Annotated in this window: 16 protein-coding genes; 12 read left to right on the forward strand and 4 right to left on the reverse strand. The window is 61.7% G+C overall.

The genetic code is table 11. The features are described 5' to 3' along the window. Window positions 1–27 precede the first annotated feature (27 nt). The 10 genes from rpsR to HX803_RS01965 all read left to right on the forward strand — a co-directional run bounded on the left by rpsR (window position 28) and on the right by HX803_RS01965 (window position 14,218). Window positions 28–258: a 30S ribosomal protein S18 gene (gene rpsR / locus HX803_RS01920; protein ID WP_002551829.1), complete on the forward strand. Its 231-nt coding sequence runs from the start codon at window positions 28–30 to the stop codon at window positions 256–258. 36 nt (window positions 259–294) lie between these two features. After that, entirely contained in the window at window positions 295–1,188 is an 894-nt protein-coding gene (locus HX803_RS01925) for a hypothetical protein (RefSeq protein ID WP_178918685.1), read from the forward strand. 18 nt (window positions 1,189–1,206) lie between these two features. Continuing rightward, window positions 1,207–1,653: a 50S ribosomal protein L9 gene (rplI, locus tag HX803_RS01930; protein WP_003171376.1), complete on the forward strand. Its 447-nt coding sequence runs from the start codon at window positions 1,207–1,209 to the stop codon at window positions 1,651–1,653. A gap of 110 nt (window positions 1,654–1,763) precedes the next feature. Next, the gene (gene dnaB, locus HX803_RS01935) at window positions 1,764–3,161 is read left to right on the forward strand and encodes a replicative DNA helicase (RefSeq protein WP_016972593.1); all 1,398 of its coding nucleotides are present in this window, start codon (window positions 1,764–1,766) and stop codon (window positions 3,159–3,161) included. A 191-nt stretch (window positions 3,162–3,352) separates the two neighbouring features. Then, window positions 3,353–5,656 (forward strand): YgiQ family radical SAM protein, encoded by a 2,304-nt coding sequence (locus HX803_RS01940; RefSeq protein WP_178918686.1) that lies wholly within the window; start codon window positions 3,353–3,355, stop codon window positions 5,654–5,656. A 212-nt stretch (window positions 5,657–5,868) separates the two neighbouring features. After that, window positions 5,869–6,789: an NAD synthetase gene (locus HX803_RS01945; protein WP_178918687.1), complete on the forward strand. Its 921-nt coding sequence runs from the start codon at window positions 5,869–5,871 to the stop codon at window positions 6,787–6,789. Further along, window positions 6,786–7,235: a hypothetical protein gene (locus HX803_RS01950; RefSeq protein ID WP_178918688.1), complete on the forward strand. Its 450-nt coding sequence runs from the start codon at window positions 6,786–6,788 to the stop codon at window positions 7,233–7,235. Before HX803_RS01945 ends, HX803_RS01950 begins: the two co-directional genes overlap by 4 nt. Before the next feature lie 188 nt (window positions 7,236–7,423). Beyond that, window positions 7,424–10,705, forward strand: coding sequence for a transglutaminase family protein (locus HX803_RS01955; RefSeq protein WP_178918689.1), 3,282 nt, complete (start codon window positions 7,424–7,426; stop codon window positions 10,703–10,705). A 136-nt stretch (window positions 10,706–10,841) separates the two neighbouring features. Then, window positions 10,842–13,328: a circularly permuted type 2 ATP-grasp protein gene (locus HX803_RS01960; protein ID WP_178918690.1), complete on the forward strand. Its 2,487-nt coding sequence runs from the start codon at window positions 10,842–10,844 to the stop codon at window positions 13,326–13,328. Next, window positions 13,328–14,218 carry a transglutaminase family protein gene (locus HX803_RS01965; RefSeq protein WP_178918691.1) on the forward strand — a complete coding sequence of 297 codons (891 nt, stop codon included), beginning with the start codon at window positions 13,328–13,330 and terminating at the stop codon, window positions 14,216–14,218. The genes HX803_RS01960 and HX803_RS01965 overlap by 1 nt, the downstream gene beginning before the upstream one ends. A gap of 126 nt (window positions 14,219–14,344) precedes the next feature. Here the strand turns inward: HX803_RS01965 and HX803_RS01970 are convergent, their stop codons facing one another. Then, window positions 14,345–14,527: a hypothetical protein gene (locus HX803_RS01970; RefSeq protein ID WP_178918692.1), complete on the reverse strand. Its 183-nt coding sequence runs from the start codon at window positions 14,525–14,527 to the stop codon at window positions 14,345–14,347. A gap of 332 nt (window positions 14,528–14,859) precedes the next feature. Between HX803_RS01970 and azu the strand changes: the two genes are divergently transcribed. After that, window positions 14,860–15,306 (forward strand): azurin, encoded by a 447-nt coding sequence (azu, locus tag HX803_RS01975; RefSeq protein ID WP_178918693.1) that lies wholly within the window; start codon window positions 14,860–14,862, stop codon window positions 15,304–15,306. 136 nt (window positions 15,307–15,442) lie between these two features. On the opposite strand, the gene nadE is transcribed toward azu, so the two are convergent. From nadE to HX803_RS01990, 3 genes are all read right to left on the reverse strand, one after another. After that, the gene (nadE, locus tag HX803_RS01980; RefSeq protein ID WP_178918694.1) at window positions 15,443–16,270 is read right to left on the reverse strand and encodes an ammonia-dependent NAD(+) synthetase; all 828 of its coding nucleotides are present in this window, start codon (window positions 16,268–16,270) and stop codon (window positions 15,443–15,445) included. 3 nt (window positions 16,271–16,273) lie between these two features. Further along, entirely contained in the window at window positions 16,274–17,488 is a 1,215-nt protein-coding gene (gene pncB, locus HX803_RS01985) for a nicotinate phosphoribosyltransferase (RefSeq protein ID WP_176997113.1), read from the reverse strand. Window positions 17,489–17,694: 206 nt separating this feature from the next. Then, the gene (locus tag HX803_RS01990; protein WP_178918695.1) at window positions 17,695–18,585 is read right to left on the reverse strand and encodes a LysR family transcriptional regulator; all 891 of its coding nucleotides are present in this window, start codon (window positions 18,583–18,585) and stop codon (window positions 17,695–17,697) included. 153 nt (window positions 18,586–18,738) lie between these two features. On the opposite strand from HX803_RS01990, the gene HX803_RS01995 reads away from it, so the two are divergent. Then, entirely contained in the window at window positions 18,739–20,229 is a 1,491-nt protein-coding gene (locus HX803_RS01995; RefSeq protein ID WP_178918696.1) for an aldehyde dehydrogenase family protein, read from the forward strand. Window positions 20,230–20,261: the final 32 nt, after the last annotated feature.

Below are 20,261 nucleotides of genomic sequence, written 5' to 3' on the forward strand. Positions count from 1 at the left end.
CCACGGACCTTTTAAGGAGCCTATCAAATGGCACGTTTCTTCCGTCGTCGTAAATTCTGCCGCTTCACCGCTGAAGACGTGAAAGAGATCGATTACAAAGATCTCAACACTCTGAAAGCCTACGTATCCGAGACCGGCAAAATCGTTCCAAGCCGCATCACCGGTACCAAAGCTCGTTATCAGCGTCAGCTGGCCACCGCTATCAAGCGCGCCCGCTTCCTGGCCCTGCTGGCCTACACCGACAGCCACGGCCGCTGAGACCGGGCAGTCGACAAGTAGTAAGGGATTGAATGCATGCGCGCCTTAGCTGAGTTCATCATGCGCGGTCGCGTGCAGGCCACTCTGGTAGTGGCTGGATGTGCGGCATTGCCGTTGCTTTATTGGTTGGGTGCTGCCGCAGGTTGCCTTGTGCTGCTGCGGCGCGGTTTGAAGGACGCCCTTGGCGTTCTTGCCCTGGGATTGTTGCCGGCCTTGATCTGGTGGCTGCAATTCGGTGATCCACGGGTACTTCTGGTACTGCTGGGGTCATCGAGCCTTGCGTTGGTTTTACGCGCAAGTGAGTCCTGGGTCCGCACGCTGCTGGTCAGCGTGGCATTGGGTTTGGTGTATTCAGTGATGCTTGGCGCGGCTTTCCGCCCGCAAATCGAGGCGCTGGCACAAGAGATCGTCAAGATCCTGCCGCTGGCCCTCGGGGATCTCTACCAGCAGTTGACGGTAGATGAGCGAGCGCGGTTCGCGTCACTGATTGCCCCGGTCCTGACCGGCCTGATTGCGGCATTGTTGCAGGTCGTCAGCGTGCTGAGCCTGATTCTTGGGCGTTATTGGCAGGCGTTGTTGTATAACCCGGGTGGTTTTGGTCGCGAGTTTCGCAGTATTAGAATTCCCGCGGGGCCGGCGATGTTGCTGCTGGCGTGCATGGTTGTCGGGCCGAACTTCGGTCCACAGATGGCCTTGCTGGCGCCGATTTGCAGCGTACCGCTGGTGTTTGCCGGGCTGGCCTTGATTCATGGGCTTGTTGCGCGAAAGCGCCTGGCCAAGTTCTGGCTGGTGGGGTTGTACGTCACGCTGTTGCTGTTCATGCAGCTGATCTATCCGTTACTCGTGGTCTTGGCCATTGTCGACGGCCTGATTGATTTTCGCGGTCGTCTGGCGCCGAAAGACGCCGATAACGCGAACGGTGAAGGTTAAAAGTTAGAGGATTTTCACATGCAACTGATCCTTCTGGAAAAAGTCGCCAACCTGGGCAACCTGGGCGACAAAGTGAACGTTAAGGCCGGCTACGGTCGTAACTACCTGCTGCCATACGGCAAAGCCACCGCTGCAACCGCTGCCAACCTGGCTGCGTTTGAAGAGCGTCGTGCTGAGCTGGAAAAAGCAGCAGCAGACAAAAAAGCGTCGGCCGAAACTCGCGCTGCCCAACTGGCTGAGCTGGAAGTGACTATCACTGCCACCGCTGGTGACGAAGGCAAGCTGTTTGGTTCGATCGGCACCCACGACATCGCTGATGCACTGACCGCCTCCGGCGTTGAAGTGCAGAAGAGCGAAGTTCGTCTGCCGAACGGCACCATCCGCAACGTAGGCGAATTCGACGTAGCCGTGCACCTGCACGCCGAAGTTGAAGCCACCGTACGCGTTGTCGTGGTAGCAGCTTAAGCCGCACCTAACTGACTGGCACCTCGCGTGCCAGGCGGTTAACATCGGGCACGATCCTGTTTACAGGTCGTGCCTTTTGTTTTTCTACACACCCCAAATTCCAAGTGGCCATGAACGATATTTCAGCTCCTGAGCAATACGATCTGCAAACCGCTGCCCTGAAGGTGCCGCCGCATTCCATCGAGGCCGAACAGGCCGTGCTCGGTGGCTTGATGCTGGACAACAACGCCTGGGAACGCGTGCTGGATCAAGTTTCGGACGGTGACTTCTATCGCCATGACCACCGCCTGATCTTCCGCGCCATTGCCAAGCTGGCCGACCAGAACTCGCCCATCGACGTGGTGACCCTGGCCGAACAGCTGGACAAGGAAGGCCAGACCTCCCAAGTCGGCGGCCTGGGCTACCTCGGCGAGCTGGCGAAAAACACGCCATCCGTCGCCAACATCAAGGCCTATGCCCAGATCGTGCGCCAGCGGGCCACGCTGCGCCAGCTGATCGGCATCAGCACCGAGATCGCCGACAGTGCCTTCAACCCGGAAGGGCGCACCGCCGAAGAGATCCTCGACGAAGCCGAGCGCCAGATCTTCCAGATCGCCGAAGCCCGCCCGAAAACCGGCGGCCCGGTGGGCGTCAACGAGCTGTTGACCAAGGCCATCGACCGTATCGACACGCTGTTCAACACCGATGCGGCCATCACCGGTATTTCCACCGGCTACACCGACCTCGACGAGAAGACCAGCGGCCTGCAGCCCGCCGACTTGATCATCGTCGCCGGCCGTCCGTCCATGGGTAAGACCACCTTTGCGATGAACCTGGTGGAAAACGCCGTGTTGCGCAGCGACAAGGCCGTGCTGGTGTACTCCCTGGAGATGCCAGGTGAATCGCTGATCATGCGGATGCTGTCGTCCCTGGGCCGTATCGACCAGACCAAGGTGCGTTCCGGCCAACTCGAAGACGACGACTGGCCGCGCCTGACCTCGGCGGTCAACCTGCTCAACGACCGCAAGCTGTTCATCGATGACACCGCGGGCATCAGCCCCTCCGAGATGCGCGCGCGTACCCGCCGCCTGGTGCGTGAGCACGGCGACATCGCCCTGATCATGATCGACTACCTGCAGTTGATGCAGATCCCGGGTTCCAGCGGTGACAACCGTACCAACGAGATTTCCGAGATTTCCCGGTCCCTCAAGGCCCTGGCCAAGGAATTCAACTGCCCGGTAGTGGCGTTGTCCCAGCTCAACCGTTCCCTGGAACAACGTCCCAACAAGCGCCCGGTGAACTCCGACTTGCGGGAATCGGGTGCGATCGAGCAGGACGCCGACGTGATCATGTTTGTGTACCGCGACGAGGTGTATCACCCCGAGACCGAACACAAAGGCATTGCCGAGATCATCATCGGCAAGCAGCGGAACGGCCCGATCGGCTTTATCCGCCTGGCGTTCATCGGCAAGTACACCCGCTTCGAGAACCTCGCGCCGGGCAGCTATAACTTCGACGACGACGAGTAGTGCTCCTGCGCCTGTAAGGGCCTCATCGCGGGCAAGCCTGCTCCCACACTTGGACTGCAACTACCTTCAAATGTGGGAGCGGGCTTGCCCGCGATGGCTTCTCCACAATTCCGACTGCTGCCGTCGGAATTGGTCAAAATTTGTGCTATATTCCGCGCCCGCGATTTTTCATCTCAACACCGGTCACCGTCATGCAAACAGCCAAGCCGTTATTTGACTATCCCAAGTACTGGGCCGAATGTTTCGGTCCAGCGCCATTCCTGCCCATGAGCAGGGAGGAGATGGATCAGCTTGGCTGGGATTCCTGCGACATCATCATCGTCACTGGTGATGCCTACGTTGACCACCCTTCGTTCGGCATGGCGATCATCGGCCGGCTGCTGGAGTCCCAGGGCTTCCGCGTCGGGATCATTGCCCAGCCGAACTGGCAGTCCAAAGACGACTTCATGAAGCTCGGCGAGCCGAACCTGTTCTTCGGCGTCGCGGCCGGCAACATGGACTCGATGATCAACCGCTACACCGCCGACAAGAAAATCCGTTCCGACGACGCCTACACCCCTGGCGGCATGGCTGGCAAACGCCCGGACCGCGCCAGCCTGGTGTACAGCCAGCGTTGCAAGGAAGCCTACAAGAACGTACCGATCGTACTTGGTGGCATCGAAGCCTCCCTGCGCCGCATCGCCCACTACGACTACTGGCAGGACCGCGTGCGCAACTCGATCCTGATCGACGCCACCGCCGACATCCTGCTGTACGGCAACGCCGAGCGCGCGATTGTCGAAGTTGCCCAGCGCCTGTCGTGGGGTCACAAGATTGAAGACATCACCGACGTGCGCGGCACCGCGTTCATCCGCCGTGACACGCCGGTGGGCTGGTACGAAGTGGACTCCACCCGTATTGACCGTCCGGGCAAGATCGACAAGATCATCAACCCGTACGTGAATACCCAGGACACCCAGGCCTGTGCCATCGAGCAGGAAAAGGGGCCGCAGGACGATCCGGAAGAAGCCAAGGTCGTGCAGATTTTGGCCAGCCCGAAGATGACCCGCGACAAGACCGTGATTCGCCTGCCGTCGGTCGAGAAAGTGCGCAACGACGCGGTGCTCTATGCCCACGCCAACCGCGTGCTGCACCTGGAAACCAACCCGGGTAACGCCCGCGCCCTGGTGCAGAAGCACGGTGAAGTGGATGTGTGGTTCAACCCGCCGCCCATTCCGATGACCACCGAAGAAATGGACTACGTGTTCGGCATGCCCTACGCCCGGGTTCCGCACCCGGCGTATGGCAAGGAGAAGATCCCGGCCTACGACATGATCCGTTTCTCGGTGAACATCATGCGTGGTTGCTTCGGCGGCTGCACCTTCTGCTCCATCACCGAGCACGAAGGCCGCATCATCCAGAACCGTTCCGAAGAGTCGATCATTCGCGAGATCGAAGAGATCCGCGACAAGGTCCCGGGCTTTACCGGTGTGATCTCCGACCTCGGCGGCCCGACCGCAAACATGTACCGCATTGCCTGCAAGAGCCCGGAAATCGAATCCGCGTGCCGCAAGCCGTCGTGCGTGTTCCCGGGCATCTGCCCGAACCTGAACACCGACCACTCGTCGTTGATTCAGTTGTACCGCAGCGCCCGTGCGTTGCCGGGTGTGAAGAAGATTCTGATCGCCTCCGGCCTGCGCTACGACCTCGCCGTGGAATCGCCGGAGTACGTCAAAGAGCTGGTCACCCATCACGTCGGTGGCTACCTGAAGATCGCCCCGGAGCACACCGAGGAAGGTCCGCTCAACCAAATGATGAAGCCGGGCATTGGCAGCTATGACAAGTTCAAGCGCATGTTCGAGAAGTACACCAAGGAAGCGGGCAAGGAGCAGTACCTGATCCCGTACTTCATCGCGGCCCACCCGGGCACCACCGATGAAGACATGATGAACCTGGCCCTGTGGCTCAAGGGCAACGGCTTCCGCGCCGACCAGGTGCAGGCGTTCTACCCGTCGCCGATGGCCACCGCCACTGCGATGTACCACTCGGGTAAGAACCCGCTGCGCAAGGTCACGTACAAGAGCGACGCGGTGACCATCGTCAAGAGCGAGGAGCAACGCCGCCTGCACAAGGCGTTCCTGCGCTACCACGACCCGAAAGGCTGGCCGATGCTACGCGAAGCGCTGACCCGCATGGGCCGCGCCGACTTGATCGGGCCGGGCAAGGACCAGTTGATTCCACTGCACCAGCCCAATACCGACAGCTACCAGAGCGCCCGTCGCAAGAACTCGACGCCGGCTGGCAGCCACAAGGTCGCCAAGGAAACCACCACCAGGATCCTCACCCAGCACACCGGCTTGCCGCCGCGTGGCAGTGATGGCAGCAATCCGTGGGACAAGCGCGAACAAGCCAAGGCCGCGGCCCAGGCCCGCAACAAGCAGGCCGCCAAGGAGCGCAGCGATGCCGCCAAGGGCAAGGGCGGCAAGCCTGCACGCAAGCCGGTCGTGCCGCGTTGATCGCAGCCTGAATGAGCAAAACGCCAGCCTCGTGCTGGCGTTTTGCTTTCTATTCGCTGGCGAGCCTGTTTGTTAAGGTGGCGCCCATTGAATCGCCATCGCAGGCAAGCCAGCTCCCACAGTTGATCGGATTCACACGGTTGAATTGTGGGAGCCGGGCTTGCCCGCGATGAGGCCAGTATGGCCAACATCATCCTCAAGGAAGAACACTTATGGGCAACCCTCTGGCCTCCATCGGCATGGACTCCAACCGCTCCCAATTCATGGCGCGCCAGCGTATTGAAAGCCAGATCAACCTGCCGCGCCTGTTCGCGGCCGTTGATGCCGACCCTGGTATCGTCGGTGCAGGCGTGGTGTATATCGACGCCGATTTCAATGTCGTGACCCTGCGTGAATTCAAGCCCATTTGCAGCATCAAGCCCAAGCGCATCATTTTGCGCGAGGCACAGAAGTACATCGCGCCGGCGCAGTTTGCTGAGCATGTGGTGAGTAACCCTCGCGAATCTCGCCTCATCGGTGAAGCCGTGAATACCGGGATCTCCTGCCTGGGCGCTGTCATCAGTTGGGCGGCGATCGCCAGTGGAACAATCCTGGTGCCTTTCAGTGCTGGCGCCAGTTCCGTCATCGTGGTGGTGGGGTATGCAGCTGCCGGCGCCAGTACGCTCCAGTGTTTCAATGGTATTGCCCGCACAGCGCTGGAAGTTGCCAAGCCAGAGGTAAACGATTGGCTCGACAGCGAAGGTTGGTACCAGAATGCTTCCATTGTGCTGGACGCTGCTTCGCTGGCAGGCGTTGGCGCTTCGGCCCTCACGACGGTTAAGTTGGTCAAGGTCGCTAAGGCCTCGACGGGCAAGAGCCTGCGGGAAGTGCTTCGCGGTTTGAATCGCCAGGAAAGGGCCAAACTGACGAAAGAACTGCTGAGCATCAATGATCCAAGTTTGACCTCGAAGTTGCTCAAGCTCAGGCAGGCATCGGGTGAACTCACCAAGCGTTTCACCCCTACGCAGCTCAAGCACAGTACGACCACCCAAATTAAAGACGTTTTGGGCGCAACGATTGGGTTTGGTGGGAGCGCCTATTCCGGAAACATCAATACCATCGCGATCGGGTTGTACGAGGAGGTCAACGAATGAGCGAATTGATCACGCTGCGCGACTTTTTCAGACAATACTTTCTGACGTTTATGGGCAGCGTATTTGCCGCCTGTTTTTCTTTGGCATTGGCTGTGGCGTTGGCGTTCATTACCTATTTTCGTGATGCGCCCCTTGCCCAAGTGGGGCTCAAGATCATGTCTGTCGGGGCGCTGCTGATTCTATTGACGGTCCACAGCAACTTTATGATTTTGCGAGGCCGACCCTCCTGGGTGTGGGTGATGGTGGGAATCTACGCCGGCTGCCTGCTGTTTGTGTTTCCAATGGTTCAATACCAGCCTCAGAAGGTTCTATTTGGGTTGGCGCTGTTATTCCCATTGCTCGGATTATTGACACTCAACAGCAAGCGCCATCGGGAGATGCGCAAAAAACTGGTGGAAATTCGCCACCTGCGCCAAGCGCTCAATACCCGGCACAACGCCCGCTGACTGGGTAGATTCCCCACCCCCGCTTCACACCCGCGCCACAAATATGTGCGTCACTTGCACCATGGCACCGCCCTCGGCGCCGTTTTGGTGCTGTACTGCACCGGGTCTCACGATAAAGCGCAATGACGGCCGCTCTGGCATAAGTCTTGCGCGCTTTGTTCCCATGCCCTGGCTCGCAGGAGGCCGCCGTGTCGATTCATGTCGCGTTGCACCACGTTACGCATTACCGCTATGACCGCGCTGTCGAACTCGGCCCACAGATCGTGCGGTTGCGCCCGGCCGCCCATAGCCGCACGCGGATTCTGTCCTACGCGCTGAAAGTGCTGCCCGAGCAGCATTTCATCAATTGGCAGCAAGACCCCCAAGGCAACTACCTGGCGCGCCTGGTGTTCCCGGAAAAGACCGACGAACTGCGTATCGAAGTCGACCTGGTCGCCGAGATGGCGGTGTTCAACCCGTTCGACTTTTTCCTGGAGCCCTACGCCGAAAAAATCCCCTTCAGCTACGCCGCCGATGAGCAGCGCGAGCTAGCGCCGTACCTGGAAACCCTGCCGTTGACGCCGAAGTTCGCCGCCTACCTGGCCGGTATCGACCGCACGCCCTTGCCTGCGGTGGATTTCCTGGTGGGCCTCAATCAGCGCCTGGCCGCCGACATTGGCTACCTGATCCGCATGGAGCCGGGCGTGCAAACCCCGGAATTCACCCTGGAGAACGCCTCCGGTTCCTGCCGTGATTCGGCGTGGCTGCTGGTGCAGATCCTGCGCAACCTGGGGCTGGCGGCGCGGTTTGTCTCCGGTTACTTGATTCAGCTCACCGCCGATGTCAAAGCCCTCGACGGTCCTTCCGGCACGGAAGTGGACTTCACCGACCTGCACGCCTGGTGTGAGGTGTATTTGCCCGGCGCCGGCTGGATCGGCCTGGATGCCACCTCGGGCCTGTTCGCCGGTGAAGGGCATATCCCGTTGGCCTGTAGTCCTGATCCCTCGTCTGCCGCGCCGATCAGTGGGTTGGTGGAGCCCTGCGAGTGCGAATTCACCCACGAGATGTCGGTTGAGCGAATTTGGGAGGCGCCGCGCGTCACCAAGCCCTACACCGAAGAACAATGGCTGGCGATCCAGGCCCTTGGCCGGCAGATTGACGGCGACCTGCTCAAGGACGATGTGCGCCTGACCATGGGCGGCGAGCCGACCTTCGTGTCCATTGATGACCCCGACGGCGCCGAGTGGAACACCGCCGCCCTTGGGCCAGACAAGCGACGCTTGTCTGCCGAGCTGTTCCAGCGCATGCGCAAGCATTACGCACCCAAGGGCCTGGTGCACTTCGGCCAGGGCAAGTGGTACCCCGGCGAGCAATTGCCGCGTTGGTCGCTCAACTGCTACTGGCGCCGCGACGGTGTGCCGATCTGGCACAACAGCGCGCTGATTGCCGATGAACAAGAGGACTACGGCGCCGATGGCGAGATGGCCGGGCGTTTCTTGGCCAGCGTCGCCGAGCGCCTGAAGCTGCCGGCGCGCTTTGTGTTCCCGGCCTATGAGGACAACTTCTATTACCTGTGGCGCGAAGGTGCGTTGCCGCAAAACGTCACCGCCCAGGACCCACGCCTGAGCGACGATCTGGAGCGCGAACGCCTGCGCAAAGTGTTCAGCCAGGGCCTGGATAAAGTCATCGGCCAAGTGCTGCCGCTGGCGCGCACGGCGGCCAATGACCGTTGGCAGAGTGGGCGCTGGTACCTGCGAGACAATCACTGCCGCCTGGTGCCAGGTGACTCGCCGCTGGGCTATCGCTTGCCGCTGGCGTCGCAGCCGTGGGTGACGGCGGCCGAGTACCCGTTTGTGCATCCCACCGACCCCAATCAGGATCTGCCAGAGCTGCCGACCACGGCCCAGTTGCAAACCCACGACGAACCCGCGCCGAGTGATGAGCGCGTGCCGAAGGTGGACCAGTCCGCTGACTGGCTGACCCGCACCGCGCTATGCGCCGAAGCCCGGGCAGGGCGCTTGTACCTGTTCATGCCGCCCCTGGAGCGCGTCGAGGATTACCTTGAGCTGGTGGCGGCCATCGAGGCCACGGCCGAAGAACTGCATTGCCCGGTGCTGCTGGAGGGCTACGAGCCGCCGGCCGATACACGCCTGAGCAACTTCCGTGTGACCCCGGACCCGGGTGTGATCGAAGTGAATGTGCAGCCGTCCGCGACGTGGGACGAGTTGGTGGAGCGCACCGAATTTCTCTACGAAGAGGCGCGGCAAACCCGCCTCACCACGGAAAAATTCATGATCGACGGGCGCCACACCGGCACCGGTGGCGGCAACCACTTCGTGCTGGGCGGCGCCACGCCCAAGGATTCACCGTTTTTGCGTCGGCCCGATCTGCTGCGCAGCTTGATCAGTTATTGGCATAACCATCCCTCTTTGTCGTACCTGTTTTCCGGCCTGTTTATCGGCCCGACGTCCCAGGCGCCCCGGGTGGATGAAGCCCGCAACGACGCGCTGTATGAGCTGGAGATTGCCTTCGCGCAAATGCCGGCCCCGGGTGAGGACTGCCCGCCGTGGTGGGTGGACCGCCTGCTACGCAACCTGCTGATCGACGTGACGGGCAATACCCACCGCGCCGAATTCTGCATCGACAAACTCTACTCGCCGGATGGCGCCACCGGCCGCCTGGGCCTGCTGGAGCTGCGCGCCTTTGAAATGCCGCCCCATGCGCGCATGAGCCTGACCCAACAGTTGCTGCTGCGTGCCTTGGTCGCACGTTTCTGGCGCGAACCCTATGCGCCGCCGAAGCTGGCGCGCTGGGGCACAGAGCTGCATGACCGTTTCCTGCTGCCCCATTTTATCGAGCAAGACTTTGCCGACGTGATCGTCGAACTCAACGCCGCCGGTTACCCACTGCGTGCCGAATGGTTTGCGGCGCACCTGGAGTTCCGCTTTCCCAAGGTCGGCGACTATGCCGTCAGTGGGATCGAACTGGAGCTGCGCCAGGCCCTGGAGCCTTGGCATGTGCTGGGCGAGGAGGGCGCGGTGGGTGGCACGGTGCGCTACGTGGATTCATCCCTGGAGCGCCTGCAAGTCAAGCTCACCGGGCTGGCGCCGCAACGCTACCTGCTGACCTGCAACGGCGTCCCGGTGCCGCTGCACGCCACTGGCCGGGTGGGTGAGTTCGTCGCGGGCGTGCGCTATCGCGCCTGGCAACCGGCCAACTGCCTGCAACCGACTATCCCTGTGCATGCGCCGTTGGTGTTCGACGTGCTCGACACCTGGATGCAACGCTCGCTGGGGGGCTGCCAGTATCACGTGGCCCATCCGGGTGGGCGCAATTACGACAGCCTGCCGGTGAATGCCAACGAAGCGGAGAGCCGACGCATGGCGAGGTTTTTCCGCTTGGGGCACACCCCTGGGAAGCAACCGGTGCCCGCCGTGGTGATCAACGATGAGTTGCCGATGACCCTGGATCTGCGGCGTTTTCACCCATAGCGGTATTGCCCGGCTTTTGTAGTGAGCGGGCTTACCCGCGCGAGGCAAGCTCGCTCATTACAAAAGCCGGGGCCGTACAGGGATTTGCAGTGTTTGTTGAGTTAATCTGAGCCCCCTTGCCTCTGCCGAGCGTTCCATGTCTGACTTGCTCGACCGTTACCCGCTGACCGCGGGCACTTATCATGAACTGCTGGATGACAGTGGCCAGGTGCGCGCCCATTGGCAGCGCCTGCTCGACCACCTGCAACGCAGCACACCCGCGCAACTGGCCCAGCGCCAGGCGCTGCTGACCCGGCAGATCCAGGAAAACGGCGTGACCTACAACGTCTACGCCGACCCCAAGGGCGCCGATCGCCCATGGGAGCTGGACTTGTTGCCCCATGTGCTGGCCGCCGATGAATGGCAGCAGCTGTCGGCCGGCATCGCCCAGCGTGCGCGCCTGCTCAATGCGGTATTGGCCGACCTGTATGGCCCGCAACGCCTGATCAAGGAAGGTTTGCTGCCCGCTGAGCTGGTGTTCGGGCACAACAATTTCCTGTGGCCGTGCCAGGGCATCCAGCCCCCCGACGGCGCGTTCCTGCATCTGTACGCGGTGGACCTGGCACGCACACCCGACGGTCGCTGGTGGGTCACGGCCGACCGCACCCAGGCGCCGTCGGGTGCCGGTTATGCGCTGGAAAACCGCACCATCGTGTCCCGTGCGTTCCCGGACCTCTACCGTGATTTGCAGGTGCAGCACCTCACCGGGTTCTTCCGCACGCTGCAGGAAACCCTGGCCCGCCAGGCACCGGGTGATGACCAGCCGCCGCTGATCGTGCTGCTCACGCCCGGGCGATTCAACGAAAGCTATTTCGAGCACCTCTACCTCGCCCGGCAGCTCGGCTACCCGTTGGTGGAAGGCGGCGATCTCACCGTGCGCGACAGCACCGTGTTCCTCAAGACCCTCAGCGGCCTGCGCCGGGTGCACGCGATCATGCGGCGCCTGGACGACGATTTCTGCGACCCGCTGGAACTGCGCACCGACTCGGCCCTGGGCGTGCCCGGCCTGCTCGACGCGGTGCGCCAGGGCAACGTGTTGGTGGCCAACGCCCTAGGCAGCGGCGTGCTGGAATCCCCCGGTCTGTTGGGCTTCTTGCCGAAGATCAACCACTATCTGTTTGGTGAAGAGCTGATCCTGCCGTCCATCGCCACCTGGTGGTGCGGCGAAGCGCCGGTGCTGGCTGAAGCGCTGGAAAAGCTGCCGGAGCTGTTGATCAAGCCGGCCTTTCCGTCGCAGAGCTTTGCCCCGGTGTTTGGTCGTGACTTGAACGACGAACAGCGTCAGGCCCTGGCCGATCGCATGCGGGCGCGGCCTTATGCCTATGTCGCCCAGGAACTGGCGCAGCTGTCCCAAGCGCCGGTGTGGCACACCGTGGATGACCACCTGCAACACCGTGCCATCGGCATGCGCGTGTACGCCGTGGCCAGCGACGAGGGTTACCGGGTGCTGCCCGGTGGCCTGACCCGCGTGGCCGCCGAGGCCGACGCCGAAGTGGTGTCGATGCAGCGCGGTGGCGCCAGCAAAGACACCTGGGTGCTCGGCGAACGGGCTGCCGGTGGCGAACACTGGCGTGCCCAGCGCGCCATCGGTGCCCATGACCTGGTGCGCCGCGACCCCTATCTGCCGTCGCGCGTGGTGGAAAACCTGTTCTGGTTCGGCCGCTACTGCGAGCGCTGCGATGACAGCGCTCGTTGGCTGCGTATCGTGCTGGCGCGCTATGTCGATGGCGACGATCCACTGGCGTTGCAGGCGGCGATCGAGCTGGGTGAAACCCTGCGCCTGCTGCCGGACGAGGGCGAGTTGCCCGAGCGTCTGCAAGCGGCCTTGCTCGGCGATGATTGGCCATCGAGCCTGCGCGCCAACCTGCAGCGTTTGCAGTGGGCGGCGTCCCAGGTGCGCGGCAAGCTGTCCCGGGAGAACTGGCAGGCGTTGGTGGAGCTGCAACGCGAAGCCCTGGAGCTGGAACGCGAAACCCCGGACTTTGGCGAGTTGCTGGACTTCCTCAACCGCCTGGTGATGTCCCTGGCGGCGCTGTCCGGGTTTGCCCTGGACGACATGACCCGCGACGAAGGCTGGCGCTTCTTGATGATGGGCCGGCGCATCGAGCGCCTGCAATTTTTGAGCAGCAGTCTGGCGGCGTTCCTGCGTGGCGTGGCGGTGTTCGACCAGGCGGGGCTGGAGTGGTTGCTGGAACTGGGCAACAGCAGCATCACTTACCGCTCGCGCTACCTGGCGGTGCCGCAGTTGATCCCGGTGCTCGACCTGTTGCTGCTGGACGAGCAGAACCCCCATGCGGTGTTGTTCCAGCTCAAGTTGGTCAGCCGTACGTTGCGGCGGCTCAATGATGATTTTGGCGTGCCCCGGGAAACCGGCCTGGGCCCGTTGGTGGAGCGCTTGGCGCGTTTCGACCTGGGCTGCCTGGAGAACCCGTTGTTTGGCGAGTCCAGCGTGCGTGCCGCACTGGACGGCCTGGCCGACCTGCTGCAAGCGGTGGCCGATGAGAGTGGGCAAGTGTCGGATCGTTTGGCGTTGCGCCATTTTGCCCATGTGGATGATGTCAGCCAGCAAACGGTGTCGGTGTAATGAGTGCGCGCTACCAGATTTTCCACGATACCCACTACCACTACGACAGCCCGGTGTCCCTGGCCCAGCAGTTGGCGCACCTCTGGCCACGGCCCTGCGCCTGGCAGCGTTGCAGCTCGCAACAGCTGGACATCAGCCCGCAGCCGTCGTCGCGCCGTGATGAGCTGGATGTGTTTGGCAACCCGATCACCCGTCTGGCGTTCGAACGGCCCCATGATGAGTTGCTGGTCAACGCCGGCTTGACCGTGGAAGTGCTGGCGCGGCCGGCGCTGGACTTTCAATTGTCGCCGGCCTGGGAACAGACCCGCGACAGCCTCACCTACGGCAGTCAGCCCATGTCCGAAGCGTTGATCGAGGCCTGCCGCTTTCGCTTCGAATCGCCCTACGTGCACTTGAAAAAGAACTTCGTCGAGTTCTCCGAGAGCTGCTTCCCGGCCGGCCGCCCGCTGTTACTGGGTGTGCAGGCGCTGATGGAAAAGATCTTCGGCGAATTCACCTTTGATGCCGAAGCCACCCAGGTCGCCACGCCGCTGGTGGAAGTGCTGGAGCGCCGGCGTGGTGTGTGCCAGGACTTTGCCCACCTGATGCTCGCGTGCCTGCGCTCAAGGGGCCTGGCGGCGCGTTACATCAGTGGCTACCTGCTCACCCAGCCACCGCCCGGCCAGCCACGGCTGATCGGCGCCGATGCGTCCCACGCATGGGTCTCGGTGTATTGCCCGGTGTCAGGCTGGGTGGATTTTGATCCGACGAACAACGTTCAGCCGGCGCTGGAACACATCACCCTGGCCTGGGGCCGGGACTTCTCGGATGTGTCGCCGTTGCGCGGGGTGATCCTGGGGGGAGGGAACCATGACCCGGAAGTGCGGGTGACGGTGATGCCACTTTTGTAGTGAGCGGGCTCGCCCCGCGCGGCGCTCTGCCTGACACACTACGGTGCTTGAAACACCGTCGGCGCGGGGCAAGCCCGCTCACTACAGGTCTGTTGTGATCAGTTTTACCGAGCCTGCAGCAATCGGTTATTCGGCAGGATCTTTTGGTGTTTCGGTCTCGTCGTTCGTTTCTTCACCATCAACTTCGGCGGTCAGACCATTGGCCTCTTCTTCTGCAGCGGCTTTCTTGCGTTGCAGTTTTTCCTCTTTCTTCTGCTCCTTGGCCAAGTCTCTCTGACGTTTGGCGAAGGAGTAATTAGGTTTGGCCATGGGCGATCCTCTAGGGTCGAAGGTGAGGGTGGCGGCGCGCAGCTGCCTTGGGCTGCCATGGTAGCAGCTTAGCAGCGCGCTTGGCCTTCACTTACCGCAGGCGTAGGCGGCCAGCAGGCCGTTGAACAGTTGGTTGAGGTGCATGGCTCGGGCTCCAATGGGTGATGGCCCGATCATAGGCAGGTCGTCGCACTTTGGCTGGTAGATTGTGTTGATCAGTCTGATAGCCTAAAGTTGTATACAATCTGTTGATGCAGATCATAAGAATTCCTGCCTGCTTCAGGCACCCTTGTCGCAATACGCGTTTTTTAAACCCTGCCTTGGAGATTCACATGTTTGCCAAACTCGTTGCTGTTTCCCTGCTGACTCTGGCGAGCGGCCAGTTGCTTGCTGCAGAGTGCGCGGTCACCGTCGACTCCACCGACCAGATGTCGTTCAACACCAAAGAAATCACCATCGACAAGAGCTGCAAGACCTTCACCGTGAACCTGGAGCACTCGGGCAGCTTGCCGAAAAACGTCATGGGCCATAACTGGGTACTGACCACGGCCGCCGACATGCAGCCGGTGGCCAGCGACGGCATGGCCGCAGGCATCGACAAGAACTACCTGAAAGAAGGCGACGCACGCATCATCGCCCACACCAAGATCATCGGTGCTGGCGAGAAAGATTCGGTGAGCTTTGATGTGTCCAAGCTGAAGGCGGGCACTGACTATGCGTTCTTCTGCTCGTTCCCGGGCCACATCTCGATGATGAAAGGCACGGTGGTGGTTAAGTAAGACCGCGTCATCGTTCATCGCAGGCAAGCCAGCTCCCACATTCGCCCGCATTCTCATGCTGGAACTCGGTCAACTGTGGGAGCTGGCTTGCCTGCGATGGCGATCAAATAATCAATACAAAACTACCTGTCTCAGCTCACGGCGCAAACGGCATGACCCGCTTGTGCTCCGTCTTGCGGTAGGTATCGCAGATAATCTTGAACGCTTCCTCACGCACGGGCTCACCGTGCAGGAACGCATCGATCTCGGCGTAGGTCACGCCATGTGACGCTTCGTCCGGCTTGCCCGGCGACAGGTCTTCCAAATCCGCCGTCGGCACTTTCTCGACCAGTGATTCCGGCGCGCCAAAATGCCGTGCAATGGCTCGCACCTGATTCTTCACCAACCCGCTCAACGGCACCAAGTCGCACGCGCCATCACCGAACTTGGTGAAAAAGCCCATCACCGCTTCCGCCGCATGGTCGGTACCAATCACCAGGCCACCAGCCGCGCCGGCGATGGTGTACTGCGCCACCATGCGCATGCGCGCCTTGGTGTTGCCCAGCACGAAATCACGGGACACCGCCGCCTTGCCTTCAAACGCCGCCACTTCATTGGCCAGCGCCTTCACCGCCGGGCCGATGTTCACGGTATGGCGTTCGTCGGGCTCGATAAAGTCCACTGAGGCGGTGGCATCGATTTCATCGAACTGAGTTTCGTAAGGCAGGCGCACCGCGATAAAGCGGTAGGCCGCATCGCCAGTGTTTTCGCGCAGCTCTTTCATCGCGCGCTGGGCCAACAGGCCTGCGGTCAGGGAGTCCACACCGCCGCTGATGCCCAGCACCAGGGTCTTGAGCCCGGAATTGCGCAAGCAATCCTGGATGAAGGTGATGCGACGGGAAACTTCGGCCTCAAGGGCGGCCTGGTCTTTGAACGGTGCTTGAACCTTGAGCTGCTGCGCAATCTCACGCTGTACGGCTTGCATGATTCACTCCTTGCTGGAAAGGGCAGGTACTTTGAAAACGTGCCGCAAATAGGCGACAAAATTTGGATCGGTGCAGTGGGTCTTGCCCGCTTCATCGGAGATCTTCGCCACGGGCTGACCATTACAGGCGGTCATTTTAAGCACGATGCTCATCGGTTCCACGCCCGGGATGTCGCAGGTCAGGTTGGTGCCGATGCCGAAGCTCACATTGATGCGACCGCGCAGCGCCCGGAATATTTCCAGGGCCTTGGGCAGCGACAGGCTGTCGGAGAACACCAGGGTCTTGCTCATCGGCTCGATGCCGAGCTTGTGGTAATGGGCGATGGCTTTTTCGGCCCATTGCACCGGGTCGCCGGAGTCGTGGCGCAGGCCGTCGAACAGCTTGGCGAAGTACAAATCGAAATCGCCCAGGAAGGCGTCGGTGGTGATGCAATCGGTCAACGCAATACCCAGCAGGCCGCGGTATTCACGCACCCAGCAATCGAGGGCCGCGATCTGGCTGTCGATCAGGCGCGGCCCCAGTTGCTGGTGGGCCATGATCCATTCGTGGGCCATGGTGCCGAGCGGTTTCATGTTGAGCTCGCGGGCCAGGTGCACGTTGCTGGTGCCGACGAAGCGTCCGGGGAAGTCATGCTTGAGCACATTGACCACTTCTTCCTGCACACGGTACGAGAAGCGGCGGCGGGTGCCGAAGTCGGCCACTTGCAACTCGGACAGCTCTTCGCTGCTGGCGTTGGCGGTGAGCCAGTCGAACTTGCGATACAGCTGCTCGCGGGCCTGTTCGAGAATGACGGTCTGGTAGCGGTAGCGGTTGCGCACTTCGCTGACGATGGCCAGCATCGGCACTTCAAACAGGATCACATGCAGCCATGGCCCGCGCAGGCGAATGAATAATTCGCCGTTCTCGATGCCGGTCTGCACGTAGCGCAGGTTGAAGCGGAACAGCCCGAGAAAACGCAAAAAATCCGGCTTCATGAAGCTGATGCGCTCCAGGAAACCCAACTGGTCGGGGCTCAGGCTCAGCTCGGCGAGGCGCTCGATCTGGTAGCGGATCTCCGCCAAGTACGGGCGCAGGTCTTCACTGTTACGGCAACGAAACTCCCATTCAACTTCCACGTTCGGGTAGTTGTGCAGCACCGCCTGCATCATGGTCAGCTTGTAGAAGTCGGTGTCGAGCAGGTTCTGCACGATGCGATCGGCAAACACACTCTCGCTCATAACGGGAATCTCCAGACGGGTCGGCGATGGGCGCCGGCCTTTACGCACAATTAAGGAATGGCGCTAGTGGCGCATAGGCGAGGGGTGGTTTGCCAGTGATTTTTTCAGTGCAGTCACTGGCCTCATCGCAGGCAAGCCAGCTCCCACAGATGAAATGCATTCCAAATGTGGGAGCGGGCTTGCCTGCGATGGCGGTATTCCAGGCACTAAATCACCTGCTCCATCATCCACTTCACAAACTCCTTCACCTTCGGCACCTCAGCCGAATGCTCCGGGTAGGCCAGGTAATACGCATCCTGGCTCGGCATTGCATGCTGCCAGGGAATCACCAGCTTGCCGTCCGCCAGCTCCTCCTCCACCAGAAACCGCGGCAACAACGCCACGCCACAACCCACTTGCGCCGCACGAATGCACATATAAAAGGTGTCGAAACGCGGCCCGTGGTAGCTGTGCTCGGTCTGGTAGCCCTGGCTGGCGAACCAGTCGTGCCAGCCTTGCGGCCGCGAGGCATTTTGCAGCAGGACCAGGTCGCTCAATTGCGTGGGGTCAGTAAAAGGCCGCGCCGGCAGGCTTTCCGGTGCACACACCGGCACCAGCTCTTCGCTGAACAGCTTCAGGCTCTCGGTGCCAGGTCGTGAGCCCTGGCCGAAGTAGAAGGCCATGTCGGCCTTGCCTTGCAGCAGCTCATCGGGCTCCTGCTCGTTGCACAGGTCCAGGTGGATCTGCGGGTGACGCAGCCGCCAGCCCTTGAGGCGCGGCACCAGCCAGCGCGCACCGAAGGTGTAGGGCGTGGACACCCGCAGCACTTCGGTCTCGCCGCCATAAGAGCGCAGGTAGTGGGTGGACATTTCCACCTGCGTCAGAATCTTGCGCACTTCCACCAGGTACAGGTCACCCGCCGGGGTCATCTGCAAGCGCCGGCGCACGCGGCGGAACAGCAGGTGTTGCAAGAGTTCTTCAAGCTGCGCCACTTGCTTGCTCACCGCGCTCTGGGTGAGGTTCAGTTCCTCGGCGGCGCGGGTGAAGCTCAAGTGGCGGGTGGCGGCTTCGAAGCACTGCAGGGCGGTGATCGAGGGCAAATGTCTTTTGTTCAGCACGGCGTGCCTCTTTTTAGGCTTTGCATGAATAAACGGAATGATATCTCGCCTAATCGTCGTTTGTTGGCAAGTCTTGGGCCAGCTACAAATAAGGTCTGGATCGCCGTGTGTGCCGCGGCGCGAATTTTCTGTTTGAGATTGAAGGAGTGACCCATGGTTGCCGCATTGCTTGATCGTCTCGGGGTGAACCCGGCGCTGTACCAGGCGGGCAAACAGCCCGTGCATTCGCCGATTGATGGCAGCCGCATCGGCAGCGTGCAGTGGGAAGGTGCCGCCGAGGTGGAGCAACAGGTCAGTCGCGCCGAGCATGCATTCGAGGCCTGGCGCAAAGTGCCGGCACCGCGTCGCGGCGAGCTGGTGCGTCAGTTCGGTGATGTGTTGCGCGAGTACAAGGCCGACCTGGGCGAGTTGGTGTCCTGGGAAGCCGGCAAGATCACCCAGGAAGGCCTGGGTGAAGTGCAGGAAATGATCGACATCTGCGACTTCGCCGTCGGCCTGTCGCGCCAGTTGTACGGCTTGACCATCGCCTCCGAGCGCCCGGGCCACCACATGCGTGAAACCTGGCACCCGCTGGGCGTGGTCGGCGTGATCAGTGCGTTCAACTTCCCGGTGGCCGTGTGGGCGTGGAACACCACCCTGGCGCTGGTCTGCGGCAACGCGGTGATCTGGAAACCCTCGGAAAAGACCCCGCTCACCGCCCTGGCCTGCCAGGCGTTGTTCGAGCGCGTGCTGAAGAATTTCAACGATGCCCCGCAGTACCTCAGCCAAGTGATCATCGGCGGCCGCGACGCCGGCGCCGCGCTGGTGGATGACCCGCGCGTGGCCCTGATCAGCGCCACCGGCAGCACCCGCATGGGCCGCGAAGTGGCCCCCAAAGTCGCCGCGCGCTTTGCCCGCAGCATCCTGGAGCTGGGCGGCAACAACGCGATGATCCTCGGCCCAAGCGCCGACCTGGACATGGCCGTGCGTGCCATCCTGTTCAGCGCCGTCGGCACCGCTGGCCAGCGCTGCACCACTCTGCGTCGGCTGATCGCCCATGAGTCGGTGAAAGAAGAAATCGTCACCCGTCTCAAGGCTGCCTATTCCAAAGTGCGCATCGGCCACCCACTGGAAGGCAACCTGATCGGCCCGCTGATCGACAAGCACGGCTTCGACAACATGCAGGACGCCCTGGAACAAGCCTTGAGCGAAGGCGGCAAGGTGTTCGGCGGCAAGCGTCAGCTGGAAGACAAATTCCCCAACGCCTACTACGTGTCGCCGGCCATCGTGGAAATGCCCGAGCAGAGCGACGTGGTGTGCACCGAGACGTTCGCGCCGATCCTCTATGTGATCGGCTACAAGGATTTCCCTGAAGCCCTGCGCCTGAACAACGCCGTGCCCCAAGGCTTGTCGTCGTGCATCTTCACCACCGATGTGCGCGAGGCCGAGCAGTTCATGTCGGCCGTGGGCAGCGACTGCGGCATCGCCAACGTCAACATCGGCCCGAGCGGCGCGGAAATCGGCGGCGCGTTTGGGGGCGAGAAAGAAACCGGTGGCGGGCGTGAGTCGGGTTCGGATGCGTGGCGCGGGTACATGCGTCGCCAGACCAACACCGTGAACTACTCGCTGGAGTTGCCGCTGGCACAGGGCATCACTTTCGACTGATCCACTGTCGAAACGCGGTTAAAAATGTGGGA

The sequence above is a fragment of the Pseudomonas sp. P7548 genome (genome assembly GCF_013386585.1).
Taxonomy (GTDB): Bacteria; Pseudomonadota; Gammaproteobacteria; order Pseudomonadales; family Pseudomonadaceae; genus Aquipseudomonas.